The sequence below is a fragment of the Halomonas cerina genome (genome assembly GCF_014192215.1).
GTDB classification, from domain to species: domain Bacteria; phylum Pseudomonadota; class Gammaproteobacteria; order Pseudomonadales; family Halomonadaceae; genus Halomonas; species Halomonas cerina.
This window is the reverse complement of the sequence record NZ_JACHXP010000018.1, coordinates 52,744-73,973: the sequence shown is the minus strand read 5'-3', so window position 1 is coordinate 73,973 and position 21,230 is coordinate 52,744. Positions and strand designations below refer to the sequence as shown.

General features: G+C 66.0%; 18 protein-coding genes. 13 read left to right on the top strand and 5 right to left on the bottom strand.

Annotated features, from left to right (window positions below; translation table 11 throughout):
• Nucleotides 1-3: 3 nt before the first annotated feature.
• Nucleotides 4-996: a DUF1853 family protein gene (locus FHR94_RS15700; RefSeq protein WP_183326988.1), complete on the bottom strand. Its 993-nt coding sequence runs from the start codon at nt 994-996 to the stop codon at nt 4-6.
• A 91-nt stretch (nt 997-1,087) separates the two neighbouring features.
• On the opposite strand from FHR94_RS15700, the gene osmF reads away from it, so the two are divergent.
• The 9 genes from osmF (at nt 1,088) to FHR94_RS15655 (ending at nt 11,717) form a co-directional block, all read left to right on the top strand.
• On the top strand, nt 1,088-2,002 hold the full coding sequence (gene osmF, locus FHR94_RS15695) for a glycine betaine ABC transporter substrate-binding protein OsmF (protein ID WP_183326986.1): 915 nt from the start codon (nt 1,088-1,090) through the stop codon (nt 2,000-2,002).
• Between the two features lie 7 nt (nt 2,003-2,009).
• Nucleotides 2,010-3,176, top strand: a complete 1,167-nt coding sequence (locus tag FHR94_RS15690; protein ID WP_425485390.1) for an ABC transporter permease — start codon at nt 2,010-2,012, stop codon at nt 3,174-3,176.
• Nucleotides 3,173-4,120 carry an ABC transporter ATP-binding protein gene (locus tag FHR94_RS15685; RefSeq protein WP_183326984.1) on the top strand — a complete coding sequence of 316 codons (948 nt, stop codon included), beginning with the start codon at nt 3,173-3,175 and terminating at the stop codon, nt 4,118-4,120. The genes FHR94_RS15690 and FHR94_RS15685 overlap by 4 nt, the downstream gene beginning before the upstream one ends.
• Nucleotides 4,113-4,865, top strand: a complete 753-nt coding sequence (locus FHR94_RS15680; RefSeq protein WP_246389994.1) for an ABC transporter permease — start codon at nt 4,113-4,115, stop codon at nt 4,863-4,865. The genes FHR94_RS15685 and FHR94_RS15680 overlap by 8 nt, the downstream gene beginning before the upstream one ends.
• A 175-nt stretch (nt 4,866-5,040) precedes the next feature.
• Nucleotides 5,041-6,255: a thiamine pyrophosphate-dependent dehydrogenase E1 component subunit alpha gene (locus FHR94_RS15675; RefSeq protein ID WP_183326983.1), complete on the top strand. Its 1,215-nt coding sequence runs from the start codon at nt 5,041-5,043 to the stop codon at nt 6,253-6,255.
• A 1-nt stretch (nt 6,256) separates the two neighbouring features.
• Entirely contained in the window at nt 6,257-7,234 is a 978-nt protein-coding gene (locus FHR94_RS15670; RefSeq protein WP_183326981.1) for an alpha-ketoacid dehydrogenase subunit beta, read from the top strand.
• A gap of 28 nt (nt 7,235-7,262) precedes the next feature.
• Nucleotides 7,263-8,879, top strand: coding sequence for a dihydrolipoyllysine-residue acetyltransferase (locus tag FHR94_RS15665; RefSeq protein WP_183326979.1), 1,617 nt, complete (start codon nt 7,263-7,265; stop codon nt 8,877-8,879).
• A gap of 4 nt (nt 8,880-8,883) precedes the next feature.
• Nucleotides 8,884-10,725 carry a protein kinase domain-containing protein gene (locus FHR94_RS15660; RefSeq protein WP_183326977.1) on the top strand — a complete coding sequence of 614 codons (1,842 nt, stop codon included), beginning with the start codon at nt 8,884-8,886 and terminating at the stop codon, nt 10,723-10,725.
• 29 nt (nt 10,726-10,754) lie between these two features.
• Nucleotides 10,755-11,717 carry a GlxA family transcriptional regulator gene (locus FHR94_RS15655; protein ID WP_183326975.1) on the top strand — a complete coding sequence of 321 codons (963 nt, stop codon included), beginning with the start codon at nt 10,755-10,757 and terminating at the stop codon, nt 11,715-11,717.
• A 217-nt stretch (nt 11,718-11,934) separates the two neighbouring features.
• Here FHR94_RS15655 and FHR94_RS15650 read toward each other — a convergent pair whose 3' ends face one another.
• From FHR94_RS15650 to FHR94_RS15635, 4 genes are all read right to left on the bottom strand, one after another.
• Entirely contained in the window at nt 11,935-13,095 is a 1,161-nt protein-coding gene (locus tag FHR94_RS15650) for a BCCT family transporter (protein WP_343064675.1), read from the bottom strand.
• Between the two features lie 172 nt (nt 13,096-13,267).
• The gene (locus tag FHR94_RS15645) at nt 13,268-13,732 is read right to left on the bottom strand and encodes a thioesterase family protein (RefSeq protein WP_183326973.1); all 465 of its coding nucleotides are present in this window, start codon (nt 13,730-13,732) and stop codon (nt 13,268-13,270) included.
• Nucleotides 13,732-14,688 carry an L-carnitine dehydrogenase gene (locus FHR94_RS15640; protein ID WP_183326971.1) on the bottom strand — a complete coding sequence of 319 codons (957 nt, stop codon included), beginning with the start codon at nt 14,686-14,688 and terminating at the stop codon, nt 13,732-13,734. The genes FHR94_RS15645 and FHR94_RS15640 overlap by 1 nt, the downstream gene beginning before the upstream one ends.
• Nucleotides 14,685-15,617 (bottom strand): beta-keto acid cleavage family enzyme, encoded by a 933-nt coding sequence (locus tag FHR94_RS15635; RefSeq protein ID WP_183326969.1) that lies wholly within the window; start codon nt 15,615-15,617, stop codon nt 14,685-14,687. Before FHR94_RS15635 ends, FHR94_RS15640 begins: the two co-directional genes overlap by 4 nt.
• 492 nt (nt 15,618-16,109) lie before the next feature.
• Here FHR94_RS15635 and FHR94_RS15630 point away from each other — a divergent pair, with 492 nt between their 5' ends.
• The 4 genes from FHR94_RS15630 (at nt 16,110) to FHR94_RS15615 (ending at nt 21,215) form a co-directional block, all read left to right on the top strand.
• The gene (locus FHR94_RS15630) at nt 16,110-17,510 is read left to right on the top strand and encodes a sigma-54 interaction domain-containing protein (RefSeq protein ID WP_221188505.1); all 1,401 of its coding nucleotides are present in this window, start codon (nt 16,110-16,112) and stop codon (nt 17,508-17,510) included.
• Between the two features lie 424 nt (nt 17,511-17,934).
• On the top strand, nt 17,935-18,204 hold the full coding sequence (locus tag FHR94_RS15625; protein ID WP_183326967.1) for a hypothetical protein: 270 nt from the start codon (nt 17,935-17,937) through the stop codon (nt 18,202-18,204).
• 203 nt (nt 18,205-18,407) lie between these two features.
• The gene (locus tag FHR94_RS15620) at nt 18,408-20,696 is read left to right on the top strand and encodes a phage tail sheath family protein (protein WP_183326965.1); all 2,289 of its coding nucleotides are present in this window, start codon (nt 18,408-18,410) and stop codon (nt 20,694-20,696) included.
• A 12-nt stretch (nt 20,697-20,708) separates the two neighbouring features.
• Nucleotides 20,709-21,215, top strand: a complete 507-nt coding sequence (locus FHR94_RS15615; RefSeq protein WP_183326963.1) for a phage tail protein — start codon at nt 20,709-20,711, stop codon at nt 21,213-21,215.
• Nucleotides 21,216-21,230: the final 15 nt, after the last annotated feature.

Here is a 21,230-nt window from a genome sequence, read left to right as displayed (position 1 = left end):
GGCTCAGGAATCGCTGCAGGCAGGCATCGGCGGCAGGGGAATCTGCCGCGGCCAGTCGTCGGGTACCACGAAGAATCGTGACACGTTGCTACCGGGCCCCTGCAGGGCGATCTGCACGGGGGCCTCGGTCTGGGCGAAATGCCGGTCGAGCCCCGCCGAGAGCTCCCACAGGGGCACGAACGCCTCGGGGCGGGGCAGGGCGAGCCAGTGGGGCTTGTGCAGCCAGGCGCCTCGTACGGTAAGCGGACGCCGATCCAGCAGGGCGTGCCAGTCGCGCCGGTAGAGCCAGTGGCCGCGCAGGTGATCCGCGGTGGCGTCACGGGGGGCGGGCAGCGTGGCATGCCAGGGATAGAAGAGCACGCCGGGTATCGCCAGGCGACACCGGAGCGGGAGGCCGCCGTTGGACAGACCGACCGGCCAGGCCTCGGCCATCAGGCGAGCCAGGACCGCGCGGGCCTCCGGGGCATCCCCCAGCCGCAGCTGATGGCGGTACAAGTGCTCGCGCTTGCTGGCCAGGCTGTCGGCGCCGCCCGGGCCGATCCAGCGGGCCTGATCGCCATCCGCGCCGGGGCCCTCGGGCAGTCCCAGGTAGTACTTGATGGCCACCTCCAGATGGATGGGTCGCGGGTCGTCCAGCCGGCAGTAGAGCAGGTCCAGCTCGCCCAGGGTGCGCTTGCCCTGGTGGATGCGCAGGTTGTGGGCGATCAGCCGCGTGGCCGGCGCCTCGTCCAGCAGGAACTGCCAGAGCCGCTCGTGATAGAGGCCCATGCGGCCGCGCAGTGTCCCGGCCAGGTGGGCCTCGAGGGCGCCGGGACGGGTCTCCAGGGCGGACAGCCAGCCCGCCAGGCGGTCGTCATCCGCCAGGCCCAGCGTCTCGCGAGAGGGACGGCCCGGGCAGGGCATCGTGATCAGGTCCGGCACCAGGATCAGCCAGGCCAGGTCACGGACCAGGGGGTGGCGGCAGAGGTCGAGGAGGCGAACGCCCGAGGGCGGCATGGGATTTCCTTGCGCTGGCGGGACCGGATCTGACGGCATATCAACTTTTCCCTATACTCAGCATACATTTTTCAGGTAACAGGGGAATCCCATGTCACTATCCTTCTCGCGCGGCGCGGCGCTGCTGATGGCCGGCCTGCTCTGCGTCTCGTCGGCCCAGGCCCAGGAGCCCGTGGTCGTCGCCTCCAAGATCGATACCGAGGGCTCGGTGCTCGGCCAGCTGATCCTGCAGCGCCTAGAGGCCGGCGGCCTCGAGGTGGAGAACCGGCTGCAACTGGGCGGCACCAGCATCGTGCGGGGGGCGCTGCTGGCCGGCGAGATCGACCTCTACCCCGAGTACACCGGCAACGGCGCCTTCTTCTTCGACATGGCCGACAGCCCGGTGTGGAAGGAGGCCGACGAGGCCTATGAGACCGTTAAGGAGAAGGACCTCGCGCAGAACGACCTGGTCTGGCTGACGCCGGCAGAGGCCAACAATACCTGGGCGATCAGCGTGCGAGGCGAGCTGGCCCGTGAGCACGATCTGGAGAGTCTGGCGGACCTGGCCGACTATCTGGAAACGGGGGGCACCTTCAAGCTCGCCGCCAGTGCCGAGTTCGTGGAATCCCCCCAGGCCCTGCCTGCCTTCCAGGAGGCCTACGGCTTCGAGCTCTCCGAGGATCAGCTGCTGGTGCTGTCCGGGGGCAACACGGCCGCCACCATGCGGGCGGCCGCCCAGCAGACCAGCGGGGTCAATGCCGCCATGACCTACGGCACCGACGGCGGCCTGCAGGCGCTGGATCTGGTGGTCATGGACGATACCCTCGGCGTGCAGCCGGTCTACCAGCCTGCACCGGTGGTGCGCCAGGCGGTGCTCGAGGCGCATCCCGAGATCGAGACCCTGCTCGCGCCGGTCTTTCAGGCGCTGGACAAGGAAACCCTGCAGCGCCTGAACGGTGAGGTGGCGGTCAACGGTCGCGCACCGGCCGAGGTGGCGGCCGACTTCCTCGACACCCTGAACGAGTGAGGTCCGGGTGGCACGAGTGACCGGGCGTCCCAACATTGTGCTGCTGAGCCTGATGCTGGCGGCCCTGCTGGCCTGGTGGGGGCTCCCCTCGGTCAGTGTGGCCCCCAACCGCATCGTGTCGGGCTCCGCCTACCTGGCCCCTGAGGTGGCCGGCGTCGGGCTCGCCGCGCTGGCCTGCCTGCCCATGGTGGCCGTCATGGGGCTGGCCTGGCGTCCGTCCCGGACCCGTCTGGCGATGGCCCTGGCCCTGGTGGTACTGATGCTCACGGCCTTGCCGCTATGGCTGTCGCTGGCGGCGCTGCGACTCATCGATCCGACCTCGCCGGGGGCGCGCATGGGGATCGGCCCAGGGCCCTGGGTGCTGCTGTTCGTGCTGCTGCTGGCCTTGATCGAGCTGCGCACGCGGCTGGGCCTGTCGCGACGCCTGGGTTGGGGGCTGCTCGCGGTGCCCCTGGGGAGTCTGGGCGTGTGCCTGATGCGCTGGCTGTCGCCCTTGGCGCTGTGGCAGGAGTATCAGGGGCGCCGCGAGGCCTTCGAGTCGGCCCTCGGCGAGCACTTGCTGCTGGTGGGGGTGGCCGTGGGCGTGAGCCTGGTGATCGGCGTGCTCGTGGCGCTGGCCATGCGCCGCTGGCCCGCGGCCCAGCGGGCCGGCTTCGGTGTGCTCAATTTCCTCCAGACCATTCCCAGCATCGCCCTGTTCGGCCTGCTGCTGGCGCCACTGGCCTGGCTGTCAAGCGAGGTGGCGTGGTTGGCGGCTCTGGGGGTCAGCGGTATCGGCTGGGCGCCGGCCCTGCTGGCCCTGGTCGGCTATAGCCTGCTGCCCATGGTGCGCAATACCTACGTCGCCCTGGAGGGCGTCGATCCGACGGTGATCGATGCCGCCCGGGGCATGGGCATGAGCCATGGCCAGGTGTTTCGGCAGGTCCGCCTCCCCCTGGCGCTGCCGGTGATCCTGGAGGGGATCCGGATCACCACCGTGCAGGCCATCGGGCTGACCGCGGTGGCGGCGCTGATCGGGGCTGGAGGGCTTGGCACCTTCATCTTCCAGGGGCTGGGGCAGGCCGCCATGGACCTGGTGCTGCTCGGTGCCTTGCCGATCTTGTTCATGGCCCTGGGGGTGGATGCCGTGCTCGGTGCCCTCGGCGAACGTCTGCGCCCGGGAGGTACCCCATGATCGAACTCATCCGGGTATCCAAGCGGTTCGGCGCCGAGACGGCGGTGGATGACATCTCGCTTCGCGTCGAGAAGGGGGAACTATGTGTGCTGGTGGGGACATCCGGCTGCGGCAAGTCGACGACCCTGCGCATGATCAATCGGCTGATCGAGCATAGCGACGGGGAGATCCACCTCGACGGCCAGCCGGTGCGGACCTTCCGCGAGGAGACGCTGCGGCGCCGGATCGGCTATGCCATCCAGAGCACAGGGCTCTTTCCCCACTGGACGGTGGCACGCAACATCGGCCTGGTCCCGCGGCTGCTCGAGTGGCCGGTGACACGCATCCAGGCGCGGGTCGAGGAGCTGATGAACCTGCTCGGGCTGCCGCAGGAGGAGTTCGCCGACAAGTACCCCAGCCAGCTCTCCGGCGGCCAGGCCCAGCGCGTCGGCGTGGCCCGGGCCCTGGCCGCCGATCCCGAGATCCTGCTGATGGACGAGCCTTTCGGTGCCCTGGACCCGATCACCCGGGAGACCCTGCAGGAAGAGCTAAGGGCCTTGCAGGCGAGGCTCCACAAGACCATCGTCTTCGTCACCCACGACATGGACGAGGCGCTGCGCCTGGCAGACCGGCTGGTGGTGATGCACCAAGGCCGGATCGTGCAGCAGGGCCGGCCCATCGACCTGCTGCGTGCCCCGGCCGATGCCTTCGTGGAGTCGCTGCTGGGTGGCGAGGATCGTGGTCTCAAAGAGGCCGCGCTGCTGCCGGTGAGCGAGCGGATGCGGCCTCTGAGGGCGTCCCAGGGACATGCCCAGGAGCGGATCGCGCAGCACGCTAGCCTGCGCGAGGCGCTGTCGGTCATGCTGTGGCGCCATGCCGAGCGTCTTATCGTGATCGATGAGGATGATCGGCCCGTCGGTGAGCTCTCCCTGCGGCGCCTGGTGAGAGCTCGGGACGATGAGTGAGGCAAGGTCCTGGGGGAGGCAGCGTGCCCTGTGCCACTGGGCGACGCCATTCGCCTGGCTCGTCCTGCTGCTGGCGCTGACGCTGGGCATGGAAGCGCTGGAGGGAGGCTTCCGCCTGCTCGAACCTGACAGCCGCGAGATCATCTATACCCGAGCCGATTTTCTGGTCCTGCTGGGGCGGCACCTGCTGATGGTCGGCACGGCGGGGATACTCGCCATCGGGCTCGGCGTGGGGGCGGCTATCGCCGTCACCCGCCCGGGTGGGCGGGACTTCCTGCCGTTGGTCAGCCAGCTGGCCTCCATGGGGCAGACCTTTCCGCCGGTGGCCGTGCTCGCTCTGGCGGTGCCGGTGCTGGGCTTTGGTACCGTGCCGGTGATCGTGGCGCTGCTGCTCTATGGTCTGCTGCCCATCGTGCGCAATACCCTGGTCGGGATCGAGGGCATCGATGCCGGGGTGCGCGAGGCCGCACGTGGCATGGGCATGACCGGTGGCCAGATCCTGCGCCAGGTCGAGTTGCCCCTGGCGGCGCCGGTGATCCTGGCCGGTATCCGGACTTCGGTGACCATCAACATCGCCACCGCCGCCATCGGGGCCACGGTAGGGGCCAGTAACCTCGGCGATCCCATCATCTCGGGCATCGTCAACGGCAACACAGCCTATGTGGTGCAGGGGGCGGTACTGATCGGGCTGCTGGCCCTGACCGTCGACAGCCTGTTCGCCAAGCTGATGCCCACTCGGGGGTGAAGCATCGGCAGGCGCCCTCGGCGATGATCCCGATTCATCCAACGCAGGGGTACCCAAGTCCTGCCGTTTACGTTAACGTCAATCATGATGCGTTGATCGCCGCCGGGGCCAACCCCTGGCGAGCGAGGAAAATAGCGACAACACTGCCCTCACAAGGGGCAAGAGGATGACGTCGATGACAACAACAGCGGATATCCACGAGCCGAAGTTCATGGCCGGGGACGAGTTCAGCATTCCCACCTTCCGCCTGCTAACGCAGGATGGGACCCTTCACGAAGGTGCCGAGGCACCGGAACTCGATCGCGACAAGGCACGCCATATCTACCATGCCATGGTGGCGACGCGGGTACTTGACGAGCGGATGATGGCCGCCCAGCGCCAGGGGCGACTCTCCTTCTACATGCAGTGCACCGGCGAAGAGGCTGCCGTGGTCGGGGCCACCGCGGCGCTGGATGATGCCGACATGATCATGGCCCAGTACCGCGAGCAGGGCGCTCTGGTCTACCGCGGCTTCACCTTCGACGAGTTCATGAACCAGCTGTTCGGCAACGAGCTTGATTACGGCAAGGGCCGACAGATGCCGATCCACTACGGCTCGCGCAAGCTGCATTACATGACCATCTCGTCGCCCTTGGGTACCCAGATTCCCCAAGCCACGGGCTATGCCTATGGCCAGAAGCTGGCCGGAGACGGCCTGTGCACCACGGTGTTCTTCGGCGAAGGGGCGGCCTCCGAGGGCGATTTCCACGCCGCGCTGAACATGGCGGCCGTGCACAAGGTGCCGGTGATCTTCTTCTGCCGCAATAATGGCTATGCGATCTCCACGCCCTCCATCGAGCAGTTCGCCGCCGACGGCGTTGCGCCCCGGGCCTTCGGCTATCGCATGCACGTGATCCGGGTCGACGGCAACGATGTCCTGGCGGTCTATCAGGCCACTCAGCAGGCCCGTCGACTCGCCGTTGAGCAGAACCAGCCGGTATTGATCGAGGCCATGACCTATCGTCTGGCGGCCCACTCGTCCTCCGACGACCCCTCGGGCTACCGCTCGAAGAAGGAAGAGGAAGCCTGGCGCGAGAAGGACCCCATCCTGCGCCTGCAGCGCTGGCTGATCGCCCGCGACTGGTGGAGCGATGACGAGGAGAAGGCGCTTCAGGAGTCACTGCGCCGGGAAGTGCTGGAGACCATGAAGCGTGCCGAGAAGCGCCCGCCACCGCCGCTGGACAGCATGATCACCGACGTCTATGCCGACGTGACCCCGGCACTGCAGCGCCAGCTCGATGCGCTCAAGTCGCATATCCGCCAGTATCCCGAGGCTTACCCCAAGGGGGCCCGGTCGCTGGACCCGGATGTGACCCGCCGCGACGATAATGCCGACAAGGGAGAGTCCTGAGATGCCGACCCTGAACATGCTGCAGGCCATCAACCAGGCCCTGGATATCGCCATGGCCGAGGACGAGAAGGTACTGTGCTTCGGCGAGGACGTGGGTGGCTTCGGCGGTGTTTTCCGCGCCACCAGCCATCTCCAGGAGCGTTACGGCAAGGCGCGTTGCTTCAACACCCCGTTGGTGGAGCAGGGCATCATCGGCTTCGCCAACGGCCTGGCCGCCCAGGGCTCGGTACCGGTGGCGGAGATTCAGTTCGCCGACTATATCTTTCCGGCCTTCGACCAGATCGTCAACGAGACCGCCAAGTTTCGCTACCGTTCCGGCGATCTGTTCAACGTGGGCGGGTTGACCATCCGCGCCCCCTACGGCGGCGGTATCTCCGGCGGGCTCTACCATTCACAGTCACCGGAGGCCTATTTTGCGCATACGCCGGGCCTGAAGGTCGTCATTCCACGCAATCCCTACGAGGCCAAGGGGCTCTTGCTGGCCTCGATCCGTGACCCGGACCCGGTGATCTTCTTCGAGCCTAAGCGCCTCTACCGGGCCTCCACCGGTGAGGTACCGGAGGAGGATTACCAGCTGCCCATCGGCGAGGCGGAGATCACCCGGGAGGGCACCGATGTCACCCTGTTGGGCTGGGGTGCCCAGATGGAGGTCATCGACAAGGCCGTGGAGCTGGCCGAGAAGGACGGCATCTCCTGCGAGGTGATCGACCTTCGTACCCTGTTGCCTTGGGACGAGGACACCGTGGCCGAGTCGGTGCTCAAGACCGGCCGGCTGGTGGTGACCCACGAGGCGCCGCAGACCGGAGGCTTCGCCGGCGAGGTCGCCGCGGCCATCCAGGAGCGCTGCTTCCTGTACCTGGAATCGCCGATCATGCGGGTGACCGGTCTGGACACCCCCTTCCCGCTGACGCTGGAGAAGGAGTACATGCCGGATCACCTGAAGATCCACGAGGCCATCCGCGCCAGCGTGAACTATTGACGACCGGTATCAGGACAGGAGAGACGAGATGACAGAGTTCAAGCTGCCCGATATCGGCGAAGGTATCGTGGAGTGCGAGGTAGTGGAATGGCGCATCCAGGAAGGGGACGTCATCCAGGAGGACCAGCCGGTGGTCGAGGTGATGACCGACAAGGCGCTGGTCGAGATCACCGCGCCGGAAACGGGGCGCGTGACCAAGCTGCATGTGCCCAAGGGCGAGATCGCCAAGGTGCATGCGCCGCTGTTTGCCTACGAGCCCGAGGGGCAGGCTGCCGATGAGGTCGCGTCGTCATCCACCGGCAGCGAGGCGGCCACGGCCGGTCCCCAGGAGGCAACATCCGGTGAGGTGACCCCGCCCGCCGCGCCGGGGGGCAAGACCAAGGATTTCATCCTGCCGGATATCGGCGAGGGCATCGTCGAGTGCGAGGTGGTCGAGTGGCGCATCGCCGAGGGTGAGGCGATCGCCGAGGATCAGCCGGTGGTGGACGTGATGACCGACAAGGCACTGGTCGAGATCACCGCCCCGGAAGCCGGGACGGTGACCCGGCTGTACGTGGCCAAGGGAGAGATCGCCAAGGTGCATGCCCCGCTCTTCGCGTATCGTCCGGAGGGGGCGGGGGCAATGGAGGAGGCGCACGAGACGGCGCCGGCTGCTTCGGCAACGGCGCCCCGGGCGGCCTCCGCAACGCCCCCTCCCTCCCGGGAAGAGCGTGCCGCGCCTTCCGGTGGCCAGGGGCCGTACGGACGGATCCCGGCCAGTCCGGCGGTGCGCCGGCTGGTGCGCGAGCATGACCTGCGCCTCGCGGATATTCCAGGGTCCGGCAAGGACGGCAGGGTGCTCAAGGAGGACGTACTGGCGTTCCTCGAAGGCGGCCAGCCGCGGCGAGCCGAGCCGACCGAGACCGCCCCGACACCCCGGCCGGCCCGGGCCGAGCCGGGCGAGGTCCGGGTCGAGCCCATGCGCGGCATCCGGGCGGCCATGGCCCGGCAGATGGTGGCCTCTGCGTCGACCATCCCGCACTTCCAGTACGGCGAGGAGATCGACGTCACCGACCTGCTGACGCTGCGCGAGCGGCTCAAGCCCGAGGCAGAGGCGCAAGGTACGAGAGTCACGTTAATGCCCTTCTTCATGAAGGCGATGGCGCTGGCGATCCGTGACTTCCCGATCCTCAACAGCCGTCTCAACGACGCCGGGGACGAGATCCATTACCTGCCGTCCTGCAACATCGGCATGGCGGTGGATGGCAAGGCCGGGTTGATGGTGCCCAACGTCAAGGGCGTCGAGCATCTGACCCTGCTCGAGATCGCCGCGGAGATCCAGCGACTGACGGCCGAGGCCCGGGAGGGCCGGGTCGCTCAGGCCGATCTCAAGGGCGGCACCATCAGCATCTCCAATATCGGGGCCCTGGGCGGAACCTATGCCGCGCCCATCATCAATGCCCCGGAGGTGGCCATCGTCGCCATCGGCAAGAGCCAGTGGCTGCCCCGCTTCGACGAGGCCGGCGAGGTGACCCGGCGGGCGATCATGACCGTGACCTGGGCCGGTGACCATCGGCTGATCGATGGCGGCACCATCGCGCGCTTCTGCAATGCCTGGAAGGGCTATCTGGAGACGCCCGAGACGATGTTGCTGCATCTAGGGTAATGCGATGACCCAGGCCCCCCTGCAGCAGTTCTATATTCCGGAGGAGCAGTCGGTCTATCTGCTCAGCCATGACGACGCTCGCAAGCTCAAGGAGTGGGTGGCGTTGTGTCAGGTCCAGCTGGAACAGCTGGGCTACCGGAACATCGAACTGATCGGTAAGGGGGCCTACGGTTTCGTCTTCGCCGGGATCACCGCCACCGGTGAGGAGTACGTCTTCAAGTTCACCCGGGTGAACCTGCCCCAGCACCTCCAGGACCGCCTGGAGGAGGAGGCCTTCATGCTGGAGCAGGTCGCTCATCCTCGGGTGCCCCGGCTCATCGTCTTCCAGCGGGTCCGCAACCAGGCGATCCTGGTGATGCAGCGTGCACCGGGGATCAACCTGGAGGAGGTCTCGCTGCGCGAGGGGCGGCTTTCGCCCCGGCTGGTCATGCGCATTGCCGACCAGCTTGCGGACATCCTGCGCACCCTGCGCCGGGAGGCAGGCCCCGCTGGCCGCTCCGTGGTGCATGGTGACATCAAGCCCTCCAACCTGGTCTTCGATGCACGCGAGGAGGCGATCGCGCTGATCGACTGGGGCTCGTCGGTGTTCGCCCAGCTCGATGCCAACCTGCAGTTCGTGACCGCCAACGTCATGGAGCTGATGTCGGATAACCTGCAGCAGACCAATGCGCGCCTGGGCGATGTGTACTTCATCGGCGAGGAGCAGCTCGAGGGGGCCCTCTCCTCGCCCCGCTTCGACGAGCAGGGGGCGGCCGGTACCCTCTATGCGCTGGCGTCGGCCCAGTCCTGCCGGTTCGGCCATCGGGCCATCCCGGCCACTTCCCTGGGCCTGCCCCGGGAGTTCGCGCGCATGCTCGACGGCATGCTCGACCCGGACCCGGCCACCCGCCTGAAGGCCGGCGACCACTTCATCCGTGAGATGCCAAGGCTCGCCCGGCTGGTCATGCTGGACCTGCCCGAGCCGGCGGAGTCGCCGTTAGTGCCGGTCTGGAGCCGCCCCCTCGATCGCGAGATCGATACGGTGGTCTACAGCTCGCGCAAGGCCTTCCTGCGCGAGGAGGGCGGCCGCGAGACCCTCAACGACGTCAACGACGTCCAGCTTGATCGCTACTACCGGAACTTCATGCAGAACATGGGGGAGACCGAGAAGGCCTTCCTGGCCGCCGTGAGCCGCCTGGGCAAGTATCCGGTGGTGGGCGGGCTGGCGGTGCGCTGGGAGGCCGAGGGGGTCTACATCGACACCTCGCTGAACCTCCACGACCCGGCGCTCAAGCCGGCCTTCACCGCCGCCGTCAATAACATGGTGACCCTGGCCCGGGCGATCCATCGGCGCGGGATCTTCAAGAGCTGCCTGTTCAATGCCCGCGACACCCTGCACCTGGACCGGGAGGCGCCGGAGCGTCCCTTCGAGCCCCTGCCCGGCATGCGGCTGCGCTACGAGGTCAGCGCCGTGCCGGAACTGGAGGATCGCACCCGCCTGCACAGCTATTTCGAGGACGGGCCGGATCCCGAGGAGTTCCTGGTGTTGCCCGAGGCGATTATCACCTCGCTGGAGGCCCTCAACGACATCCACCATACGGGCATGATCATCTTCGAGGCCTTGCCCCAGCACCTCAAGATCCACAGCCACTACCGGCTGCTGGATCCGTCCCGGGAGGACGAGTTCCAGCGGCGTCTGGATGATATCCTGGGGGCGGTCGGGCTGATCGAGGGTCTCGGCGTCTCGGGTTTCATGAAGATGCCCTACAAGGACACCCGATTCTTCCCCCATGTGGCGCGACAGCCCGAGCGCTTCTATCCCCGGGATCCTCGGGCGGCCCTGGCCGCCGATGCCTCCGGAAGATGACGTCAGGTTATACGCGGTCCTCAACAGCCATGCGAATCGACTATTCCGGCCCCCTTCCCGAGCTCGTCGGCTTCCTGCTGTTGCCGCGCTTCTCGATGGCGGCCTTCTTCTCGGCCATCGAGCCGTTGCGTATCGCCAATCGCCTCAGCGGCCGGCCACTGTTCGACTGGAGGCTGATCAGTGAGGATGGCGAGCCGGTGACCGCCTCCAATGGCATGACCCTGCTCGTCGACCAGGCCAGTGACGACGTGCATCAGTTACCGTCGCTGGCCGTGTGCAGTGGCTTCGATCCCGATGCTTACCTGAGTCGTGGCCTGAGGCGCTGGCTGCACCGCCTGGATCAGGCCGGCTGCGTGCTGGGCGGATTGGACACCGGCTGCTATCTGCTCGCCGCGGCGGGGTTGCTGGACGGAGAGCGGGTCACCCTGCACTGGGAGAGCCTGCCGGCATTCCAGGAGCGCTTTCCGGGCATCGAGACCTCCGACGAGCTGTTCGAGCTGGGCCAGCGCCGCTTCTCCTGCGCCGGGGGCGCGGCGGCCATGGACATGGCGCTGGACGTCATCGCGCGACGGCATGGCACGCGCCTTGCGATCGAGGTGTCCGAGCAGCTGATCCATGAGCGCATCCGCACCCGCCGTGACCAGCAGCGCATGACGTTGGCGCGACGCCTGGGGACCCACCAGCGTCCCCTGGTAACGGCCGTGGCGCTGATGGAGCAGCATCTGGAGGCACCCTTGTCCCTGGCCGAGATCGCCGACCGCGGCGATGTCTCGCCCCGCCAGCTGCAGCGCCTGTTCGACCAGGAGCTGGGCACCAGCCCTCGTCAGTGGTACCTGGGGCTGCGGCTCGACCGTGCCTGGCACCTGCTGGCCGAGACCGACCGGGACATCCTGTCGGTGGGGCTGGCCTGCGGGTTCGCCTCGAGTTCGAGCTTCTCCCGGGCGTTTCGGGCCCACTTCGGGCAGTCGCCGCGGCAGGTGCGCGGCGGCTGAGCAAGGGCGAGGGCGTCGCTTTCCAAGCCTTTTCTCCGGGCGATGATGTCGCGACGCCACGCCAAGGGCGAGTGTCAGGCCTCGGGCGCCTGGCATTCGTCGGGCCGTCAGGCTCGCTGGGGGATACGCTTGGTCTGACGAGACTCGCGCACCAGCGAGAGCAGCACCCCGGCGGTCATCACCAGGATCACCCCGCTCAGCGGCAGGGCGGCGGCGATCAGCTCCTGGTAGAGAGCGTTGCCGCCGACACGAAGATGATCAGGGTCGGCACCAGCAGCACGCCGAGCACGAACTCGCGCAGGGTGCGCCCCTTGGAGATGCAGGCGATGAAGAGTCCCACGAAGGGGGCCCAGGCCAGCCACCAGCCCCAGTAGAAGATGGTCCAGCCCTGTTGCCATTCGACCCGCTCCGGCGTCTCGGCGAACCACAGGCCCATGGGGATGAAGTTGGCGGCGTAGTCGAGCAGGGTCTCGCCGAAGGCCTGCACCAGCCACAGGGTCGGGCCGCCCAGCAGGAAGGCGCCGACCACCAGCGCCGAGATCCAGATGTTGAGCTCGGAGATCACCTTGATACCGCGCTTGACCCCGGAGACCACCGAGAGGATGGAGACCACCGAGATCACGGCGATCAGCGTCAGCTGGGTATCCAGGCCCGCGCCGATACCCACCAGGCGCTCCAGGCCCACGGCCATCTGGCTGACGCCGAGCCCCAACGAGGTGGCCACACCGAACACGCAACCCAGCACGCCGAGGATGTCGAAGGCGTGACCGATGGGACCGTAGATGCGCTCGCCGATAAAGGGATACAGGGCCGACCTCAGCGCCAGCGGCAGCCCCTTGCGGTAGGCGAAGTGGGCCAGCGACATCCCGACGATCACGTAGACGGCCCAGCCATGCAGGCCCCAGTGGAAGACCGAGACGCGCAGGGCGTCGATGGCCCGCTCGTGACCGATGGCGGTGGCGCCGGCCATGTCGGCATGGGGATTGTTCGGATAGCCGAAGGCGCCGGTGTCATCGAGGTAGAAGATGGGCTCGGCGACACCGAAGAACAGGATGCCGATGCCGATGCCGGCGGAGAACAGCATCGAGAACCAGGCGAAGTTACTGAACTCGGGGCGACTGTCGTCGGCCCCCAGGCGCACCCCGTCGAAGCGGCTGACGACGATGAAGGCGCAGACCACCATCAGCACCATGACGGTGACCAGGTAATAGCCGCTGAAGGTGCTCTCGATCCAGCCGCGTGCGGCGCCGAAGACGCTGCCGGCCAGTTCCGGACCGAGGCCAGTGAAGAGCACGAAGGCCAGCACCAGACCGGCGGCGGTGAGGGTCATGCCCTTGTGCATGCCCTGGAAGAGGCCGCCCTGGGCCAGTTCGGTCACCAGGTAGTCCGTCGAGGTCTCAAGGCCCGGCGCTGAGCCGGATCCTGGGGCCTCGGGAGGCGTGGGGGGAGTTGAAGTAGCGATAAGCCATCTCCTCTGGGGCCGGACGAGGGGCCGGCGATCCCCGTCCGCCCGGTGAGGGAACCGGGCGGGCTGTTTCGATGGAGTGGAATCAGCGCCGGGTCGGCGGCAGACCGATGCGGCGACCGGCCAGTTCCGGCCAGGCCTCCGCGGCGGCGGTCGGCAGCGCGGCGATGGCCTCAGCCACATCCTCCGGGAAGGGCGCCGGGCGACCGGCCTCGCTGTCGATGCCCATCAGCATCTGCTCGCTGGTGGCCAGCAGGCCGCCTTCCGCGTCGAGGAGAGTGAAGAACACGTGCAATCGCTTGGCGTCGCGGTCCAGCACCGTCACCTCGACCGCCAGCGGCTGGTCCTCGTGGGCCTCGCGGCGATAGCAGAGGTGGGTCTCCAGGGTGAAGATGGTGTAGCCGTGGCGTCGCCGGCCGGCCTCATCGAGGCCGATGCGATCCATCAGCGCCTCCACGCCTAGGGAGAATACCCGGGCATATTCGGCGTCGTTCATGTGGCCGTTGTAGTCGACCCACTGCGGGGCGACGCGGGTCTCGAGCAGTGCCATCAGATGCGTCCCTCCAGGCCCTCGGCCTCGGGCCAGTACTTCTGCACCAGGTCGAGCAGCTCGACCAGGAAATCATCGCGGCGACGGTCGAGCTCGGCTACCGGGCGGCCGGCGGCCTGGTGCTCGCAGCCCTCCACGACCTTGTCGATCAACTCATCGGTGAGCTCGGGGGCCTCGAGCTTGGTCCAGGGCAGCTTCAGGGCCGGTCCAAACTGCTCGAGCATATGGCGCATGCCCGGCTCGCCGCCGGCCAGGTGGAAGGTCAGGAAGGTGCCCATCAGCGACCAGCGCAGCCCGCAGCCGTAGACCACGGCGGCGTCCACCTCTTCGGTGGTGGCCACGCCGTCATTGACCAGATGCAACGCCTCGCGCCACAGCGCCTCCATCAGCCGGTCGGCGATATGGCCCTCGATCTCGCGGCGCACCACCAGCGGGCGCATGGCCAGGTCCTGGTAGAGCGCCTGGGCACGGGTGACATGGTGGGCCTGGGTGGCCTCGCCGCCCACCAGCTCCACCAGCGGCAGCAGGTAGACCGGGTTGAAGGGGTGGGCGACGATCACCCGTCCCGGGACCCAGGTGCAGTCGCGCTGCAGGTCGCTGGGCTTGAAGCCCGAGGTGGAGGAGCCGATGATCGCACCGGGGGCGGCCGCGGCGTCGATGGCGGCGAGGATCTCGCGCTTGAGCGGAAGGCGCTCGGGGACGTTCTCCTGGATCAGATCGGCGCCTGCCACCGCCTCCTCGAGGCGGTCCACGAAGGTCAGCCGCGCGGGACTGGCGCCCTCGGTCAGGCCGAGTTTCTCGAGGGACGGCCAGGCATTGTCGACGAAGGCGCGGGTGCGTTCGGCCGCTTGGGGGGCCGGGTCGAAGGCGACCACGTCCCAGCCCCGGGCCAGGGCCCGGGCGATCCAGCCGTTGCCGATGACGCCGGTGCCGATGACGCTCAGTTGACGGCTCATGCCTCACCTCCCGCGGCTGTCTCGAGCGCTTTCTCGACGATATGGTCGGTGTTCGGGTCGCGCAGCGCGAGATGCGCGCGGGTCTCGGCGGGGGTCATGACGCGGCCACCGAGGTTCTCGATGAGGGTGGAGGCCTTCTCGACCAGCCCGCCGTTGGTGGCCAGCACGCCCTTCTCCAGGTAGAGGTTGTCCTCCAGGCCGACCCGGGCGTGGCCGCCGAGCAGCATCGCCTGGGCGACCATGGGCATCTGCTGGCGGCCGATGCCGAAGGCCGCCCAGTTGGCGTTCTCCGGCAGCCTGTTGCGCATCGCCAGCATGGACTCGGTGTCCGCCTCGGCGCCCCAGGGAATGCCCAGGCACAGCTGGAAGAGCGGGTCGCCGTCGAGCAGGCCTTCCTGCTGCAGCTGGCGGGCAAACCACACATGGCCCAGGTCGAAGCACTCGAGCTCGGGCTTGACGCCGGCGGCCTGCACCAGGCGGGCGTGCTCGCGTAGCCAGTCGGCGGGGTTCACGTAGACCATGTCGCCGAAGTTGAGGCTGCCGCAGTCCAGGGTACAGAGCTCCGGGAGCAGCGCGCCCACGGGTTCATGGCGCTGGGCCGGGGTCTGGATGTCGGTGCCCGGACCGCCGCGGGTGGGCTCCTCGGCGTCGGGGATCCAGTCGCCGCCGCCGCCGGCGGTGATGTTCATCACGATGTCGACGTCGGCCTCGCGGACGCGCTCCATCACCTCGCGGAAGTGCTCGGTGGAGTGGCTGATGTCGCCGGTCTCTGGGTCGCGCACATGGATATGGGCGACGCTGGCGCCGGCACGGGCGGCCTCGATGCAATTATCAGCGATCTGCTTGGGGGTCACCGGGACGTTGGGGTTCTTGCCGGCGGTGTCGCCGGCGCCGGTGACGGCGCAGGTCAGGATGATGTTGCGGTTCATGGTTCAGGTCTCCGCTTCGGGTCAGTCGTCAAGACCTGCCTAGTGTGGTGGCTGGTCGGCACGAGGAGTTGACCTGATGCGTCATTAACTTGATGTTTGGCGACTGGCGATCAGCGAAGTCTGGCGGCGACAGGCCCGGCACTCGAACAGCGGATGGTACCGCCTGCGCACTCGAGAATAGACCGTGCCCTCGCCGCGTGGGCCAAGTCGATGGGCCAGGTCACCGAAGAGGGATGACATGATGGTCTCTGGCGATTGCATACTTCATCAATAAAACCCTTATAATCCAGTAGGATAAAGTGTATCGCAATATGGCTACGATTGTAGTACTGGCCGACCATTGACTCATGCCAAACCCTATCAGCTTCCGACCAACGAAGCCTGCCCCCTCCTCATACCTCACTTCTAACTCCAACCAAGAACCGCTCACTTGACAGATCCGTTAACGCGGACAACCGTTCTACTTGCAGCAGCGACGGATAAGGGATATCCATGGCCCGAATTCATGAGGAAGCTTGTACGGCCTTGGTCGTGGCATCCAATGATGACGCCCGCCAAGGGGCGGTCTGTAAAGCATTGCATCGCCTCGGCTGGGATACGGGACAGGGGCCGGTGCCCCCCGAGACATTGTATGAGGCCGATCCGAATGTGCTGCTGGTGCTGGTGCCTCCCGACCAGACCCGTGATCAGGAACTGATCCGGCTGCTCGACCGCTTTCCTCTGATGCCAGGGCTAGTGTTATTTCCCTGCGGCGCCACGACCTGGGACGTGTCGCTGATCAATCGCTGTAATGACTTTGTCGGCTGGCCTTGCAGTGACAAGGAGCTCCGGTATCGACTGGATCGGGTGTCCATGAAGGTCGGCGGGGCCGCCGGTGCGTCCTACCTGGATCCGGGCGACGAATTGGTAAACCTGAACATCGTCGGTGTCTCGGAGCCACTGCGCCGGGCCGTGCGCCATATCCATAAGCTCTCGCGATGCGATGCGCCCGTTCTTGTAAACGGGGAGACCGGGACGGGCAAGGAACTGGCAGCGAGAGGCATCCACTACAACAGCAGCCGGCGGGATGGACCTTTCGTGGCGGTTAATTGCGGGGCCTTGCCGGATCACCTCAGTGAGAACGAACTCTTCGGCCATGAGCGCGGCGCCTACACCGATGCCGCCGGCCAGCAGGCCGGCATGGTTGCTGAGGCGGTCGGCGGCACGCTCTTTCTGGACGAGATTCAGGCCTTGACGCCCCATGTTCAGGCAACGCTGTTACGTTTTTTGGAAGACGGCAGCTACCGGCCCTTGGGCGCCAGCCGGTCTCACACCGCCGACGTCCGGGTAATCGCCGCCTGCAATGCCGATCTGGCGGCGTTGGCTGGAGAGGGCCGATTCCGGTCGGATCTCCTCTATCGGTTGGATGTGCTGTCGTTGAACCTGCCGCCCTTACGTGAGCGGCGCGATGATGTGGCCGTCCTTGCCGAGCACTTTCTTCGGCTGTTTCGGATCAAATATGAGCAGCCGGACAAGTACCTGGCAGCCGGTACCATACCGACGCTGCAGCGATACCGTTGGCCGGGCAATATTCGCGAACTGGAAAACCGCCTTCATCGGGCTTTCGTTCTGACAGAGCAACTCGCCATCACACCCGCTGACGTGCTCGGCGATCTGGCATCGGAACCGCCGCGGCCCCGGTCGATGATCGATGCCAACTTCTCAGGGTCGTTCCAATTCTCAGGGTCGTTCCAACAGGAAAAGGCCGCCGCCGTGGCTGAATTCGAACGCCGTTACTTGCAATGGGTTTACACCGAAGCCGATGGCAATGTCAGCGCCGCCGCGCGCCAGGCCGGCAAAGAGCGACGAGCGTTGGGTAAATTATTGAAGAAGCATGGGATTGGTTGGCCCTAACCCTTAGGGCCAAGACACAAGATCCTCATTCCAAATTCCAATGAAGAGTCGCAGAGCCGGTGCGGACGGGAGGTTTCCTCTAGGGAGGTGGTAGCCATCGTTCCGGGACTCGATCCGGGATCCGCCAGAAGGATGGGGGTGGAAGCCGGGAACCCGTCTCTCCGCTCCTTGCAGGATTCCTATAGCCTCGATAACCCAACTGGGTCACAAATAACCCGCCTGGGTCAAATCCGCTCAAACGCACCTTGATTCCGCCTATCCCGACGCAGGCGCCAAGACCTGTTGAGAAACCGGGTCACCCTATACCCACCACATCTCTCAAAGACTGCAAAATAAATCAAATATAAACAAGCACTTGCGAAATCTATCCGAGGTGGCACGGAACCTGCTTAGTCAGTGGCAGGTGACAGGAGAGGTGCAGCGCGTGTCCGACCAGCCCCAGTCCGTAGATGAGCTCGCGCGGGATATTGCGGCTTACCTCCGCGAACATCCTGAGGCTGCCGACAGCGTGGATGGTATCGCGCAGTGGTGGTTGCAACGACAGCGGTATCGGATCGCTGTCGACCGGGTAAAGGAGGCGCTGCATCGCCTGGAGGAACAAGGCCAGGTCGAGCGCACCCCCAATGCCACCGGTGTGGCGGTCTACCGGGCTCGGCGGACGGCGGGCACCTCGCACAGCCAGGGCGAGGAATAGCCTCGACGGGCACGCCCGGCATACGCCAACACTCAGACCAAAGGAAGGATGTAGGGACCATGGTACAGCCAACTTATCCGGGTGTTTATATTCAGGAAATTCCCAGTGGGGTGCGAACCATCACGAGCGTCTCCACGTCCATCGCGGCGTTCTTTGGCCGGGCCAGCAAGGGACCCATCAATAGGGCCACGCGGCTGCTCAGCATGGCTGATTATGAGCGCGAGTTCGGGAAGCCCCACCCGAAAAGCGACCTGGCCCACAGCGTCCAGCACTTTTTTACCAATGGCGGTACAGACTGTTACGTCATCCGCCTGGCACACAATCCCAGCACGGCGGATGTGACGCTTCAGAATCTGGCCAATACCAATGTGCTCTCGGCCAGTGCCAAGTATGCGGGCTTGTGGGGCAATAACCTGCGCCTGGAGGTCAGCTATAACACACCCTCGACGGAGGAGACCTTTAACCTGTCCATAGTGCAGTTGGACGAAGAGGGCGACTCGGTAGCTGATGAGGCCTTCATCAATCTGACCATGGACCCGGATGCGCCACGCTATGCACCGGACTTTGTTACCGAGAGTTCGGAACTGATCGACTTGGCCTTGGCCAGTGGCTTCAATATCAACACGGCCTTAAGCGGTGCCCCGGCGGGTTACAGCGAAAGCCGGCGACCCCTGGACGGCTCGCTTACCACCTTCCGGGAGACACTGAACGACCTCATTCACCCGGAAGACGACACTCCGGCCCGGCCGTTCGATGAACGACGCGCGAAATTCGACATCAGCGTCAACGGCGGGCCGTACGTGGCGGTGGACCTGCGCGTCGACCCCACCTGGACGGCCCTGACCGGCAACCGTGGTGCCGTGGCCACGGAACTGCAGAATCGGATCAATACCCAGTTGCCCGCCGGTGTGACCGTCGCCTGCGCGTTCGAGACCGTCTACGGCCCGGCAGCCAATCCGGTGGCGGTGCTGCGCATCACCACTAACTCCGGCGCCCAATCCAGCGTGCACATCCGCCGGGCCGCCGACCATGACCTTGCCGGCCCACTGATGCTGGGGCTCGACCAAGGCGGTATCGAAGCCGTGAAGGCCGGTTCATTGCGTCCGGCGCCCACGGCCACGCTCTATACCGCCGATGCTAACACCCTCGCCGAACTGCAACAGGACGCCTTCAATCAGATCTCCGTCGCCGGCGTGGACATCAGTCTCTTGGACGGCGGCGGCAATAATGTGCTGGAGACCACCGGCGCCTCGGACCGCTGGCACCAGGACAATTTCGCTACCACCCTGACCGGCAACAACGACGGCGTGCGGGAAAAGCTTCATATCCTCGCCAAGGCGATCAATGACGCCCCCAACGTGCCGGCGAGTGCCGAGGTCTGGGGCTACCGACTGGCCCTGTTGCCCATCGAGGGCACCATGAACGCCACCGTGTCGGTCACTACCGGCAACGCGGGCGGCGGAGGAACGGACATCGGCGGCAACTTCACCACCAACGTGCGGCGCTACGCCCCGGGCAACGCCGGGACCAGCCCCTTCCAGGACGGTGCCGGCACCCTGGGGGCGGACGACGACGGCAATCCGCCCAACCTGTCCGATTACACCGGCAGCAAGGCCGACCAGACTGGCTTCCACGCGCTGGATGCCGTGGACCTGTTCAACCTGATGATTCTCCCCGGCGACGAAGAGGTCGCACAAGCCAACTGGGAAAGCATCTGGGGCGAGGCCAGCGTGTATTGCCTCAATCACCGCGCTTTCCTGTTAGTGGACCCGCCACCCACCTGGACCAACGCCAGCACCGGTCGCCCGGAAGTGGTGCAAGACACCTCGCTGATCAACGCTCTGCGCGCGAACATCGTCAAGGACCATGCCGCCGTGTTTTATCCGCGCCTGCGCCACAATGTCAATGGCAGCGTCCAGTCCATCGGCCCGATTGGGGCCATCGCCGGATTGATGGCGCGAACCGATGCCAATCGGGGTGTCTGGAAGGCGCCGGCGGGTATCGAGTCGGGGGTTCGCGGCATCGTCGGCTTGACCGTGGCACTCACCGACCGTGAAAACGGCGTGCTCAACAAAAAGGGCGTGAATTGCATCCGCATCTTCCCCAACGGCACGGTCAACTGGGGATCCCGGACCCTGGACGGCGACGATGACTTCGGCAGCGAGTGGAAGTACATCCCCATCCGTCGGCTGGCCCTGATGATCGAGGAGACCCTCTATCGCGGTACCCGCTGGGCAGTGTTCGAGCCCAATGACGAGCGGCTGTGGTCCAACATCCGGCTCAACATCAACGCTTACATGATGGGCCTGTTCCGTCAGGGCGCCTTCCAGGGCACCGACCCCAAAGCGGCCTTCTACGTGAAGTGCGATAAAGACACCACCACCCAGAATGATCGCAACAAGGGCATCGTCAACGTCGAGGTGGGCTTCGCGCCGGTGAAGCCCGCAGAGTTCGTGGTGATCAAGATCCAACAGATGGCCGGTGAGCTTTAAAGGAGCAGAGCAATGCCAAATGGATTCGTGGTCAACGCCCATCGCACCGATCCATACAAGAATTACAAGTTCCGTGTGCTTTGGGACAACCAGCCCGTTATGGGTGTGAGCAAGGTCAGTTCCCTGAAGCGAACCACCGAAGTGGTCACCCACCGCAGCGGTGGTGAGAACAGCATCGACCACAAGTCGCCGGGCCGCACCAGCTACGAAGGAATCACCGTCGAACGCGGTATTACCCACGACAAGGAGTTCGAGGCTTGGGCCAACAAGGTTCATACCTTCGAAGGCGACGCCATGATGGACTTGGCGGGCTACAAAAAGGAGCTGACGTTGGAGGTGATGAACGAGCGCGGTCAGGTAGCCAAACGCTATTTCCTCCACGCCTGCTGGATCAGCGAGTTCACCGCCGTGCCGGATCTGGATGCCAACGCCAATGCAGTGGCCATTGAGTCCATGAAGATCGAACTCGAGGGCTGGGAACGCGACCCAGACACCACTGAGCCCGACGAATCCGCCTGAGCCCGAGGGGTAACC

Bases quoted from the DNA above. Each gene is read 5' to 3' on its own strand.
- FHR94_RS15635 (WP_183326969.1), bottom strand. From the start codon at position 15,617: ATGAACCGCAACATCATCCTGACCTGCGCCGTCACCGGCGCCGGCGAC.
- FHR94_RS15645 (WP_183326973.1), bottom strand. From the start codon at position 13,732: ATGGCACTGCTCGAGACCCGCGTCGCCCCGCAGTGGGTCGACTACAAC.
- FHR94_RS15680 (WP_246389994.1), top strand. From the start codon at position 4,113: ATGAGTGAGGCAAGGTCCTGGGGGAGGCAGCGTGCCCTGTGCCACTGG.
- FHR94_RS15615 (WP_183326963.1), top strand. From the start codon at position 20,709: ATGCCAAATGGATTCGTGGTCAACGCCCATCGCACCGATCCATACAAG.
- FHR94_RS15670 (WP_183326981.1), top strand. From the start codon at position 6,257: ATGCCGACCCTGAACATGCTGCAGGCCATCAACCAGGCCCTGGATATC.
- FHR94_RS15660 (WP_183326977.1), top strand. From the start codon at position 8,884: ATGACCCAGGCCCCCCTGCAGCAGTTCTATATTCCGGAGGAGCAGTCG.
- FHR94_RS15675 (WP_183326983.1), top strand. From the start codon at position 5,041: ATGACAACAACAGCGGATATCCACGAGCCGAAGTTCATGGCCGGGGAC.
- FHR94_RS15665 (WP_183326979.1), top strand. From the start codon at position 7,263: ATGACAGAGTTCAAGCTGCCCGATATCGGCGAAGGTATCGTGGAGTGC.
- FHR94_RS15655 (WP_183326975.1), top strand. From the start codon at position 10,755: ATGCGAATCGACTATTCCGGCCCCCTTCCCGAGCTCGTCGGCTTCCTG.
- FHR94_RS15640 (WP_183326971.1), bottom strand. From the start codon at position 14,688: ATGAGCCGTCAACTGAGCGTCATCGGCACCGGCGTCATCGGCAACGGC.
- FHR94_RS15685 (WP_183326984.1), top strand. From the start codon at position 3,173: ATGATCGAACTCATCCGGGTATCCAAGCGGTTCGGCGCCGAGACGGCG.
- FHR94_RS15630 (WP_221188505.1), top strand. From the start codon at position 16,110: ATGGCCCGAATTCATGAGGAAGCTTGTACGGCCTTGGTCGTGGCATCC.
- FHR94_RS15700 (WP_183326988.1), bottom strand. From the start codon at position 996: ATGCCGCCCTCGGGCGTTCGCCTCCTCGACCTCTGCCGCCACCCCCTG.
- FHR94_RS15620 (WP_183326965.1), top strand. From the start codon at position 18,408: ATGGCTGATTATGAGCGCGAGTTCGGGAAGCCCCACCCGAAAAGCGAC.
- osmF (WP_183326986.1), top strand. From the start codon at position 1,088: ATGTCACTATCCTTCTCGCGCGGCGCGGCGCTGCTGATGGCCGGCCTG.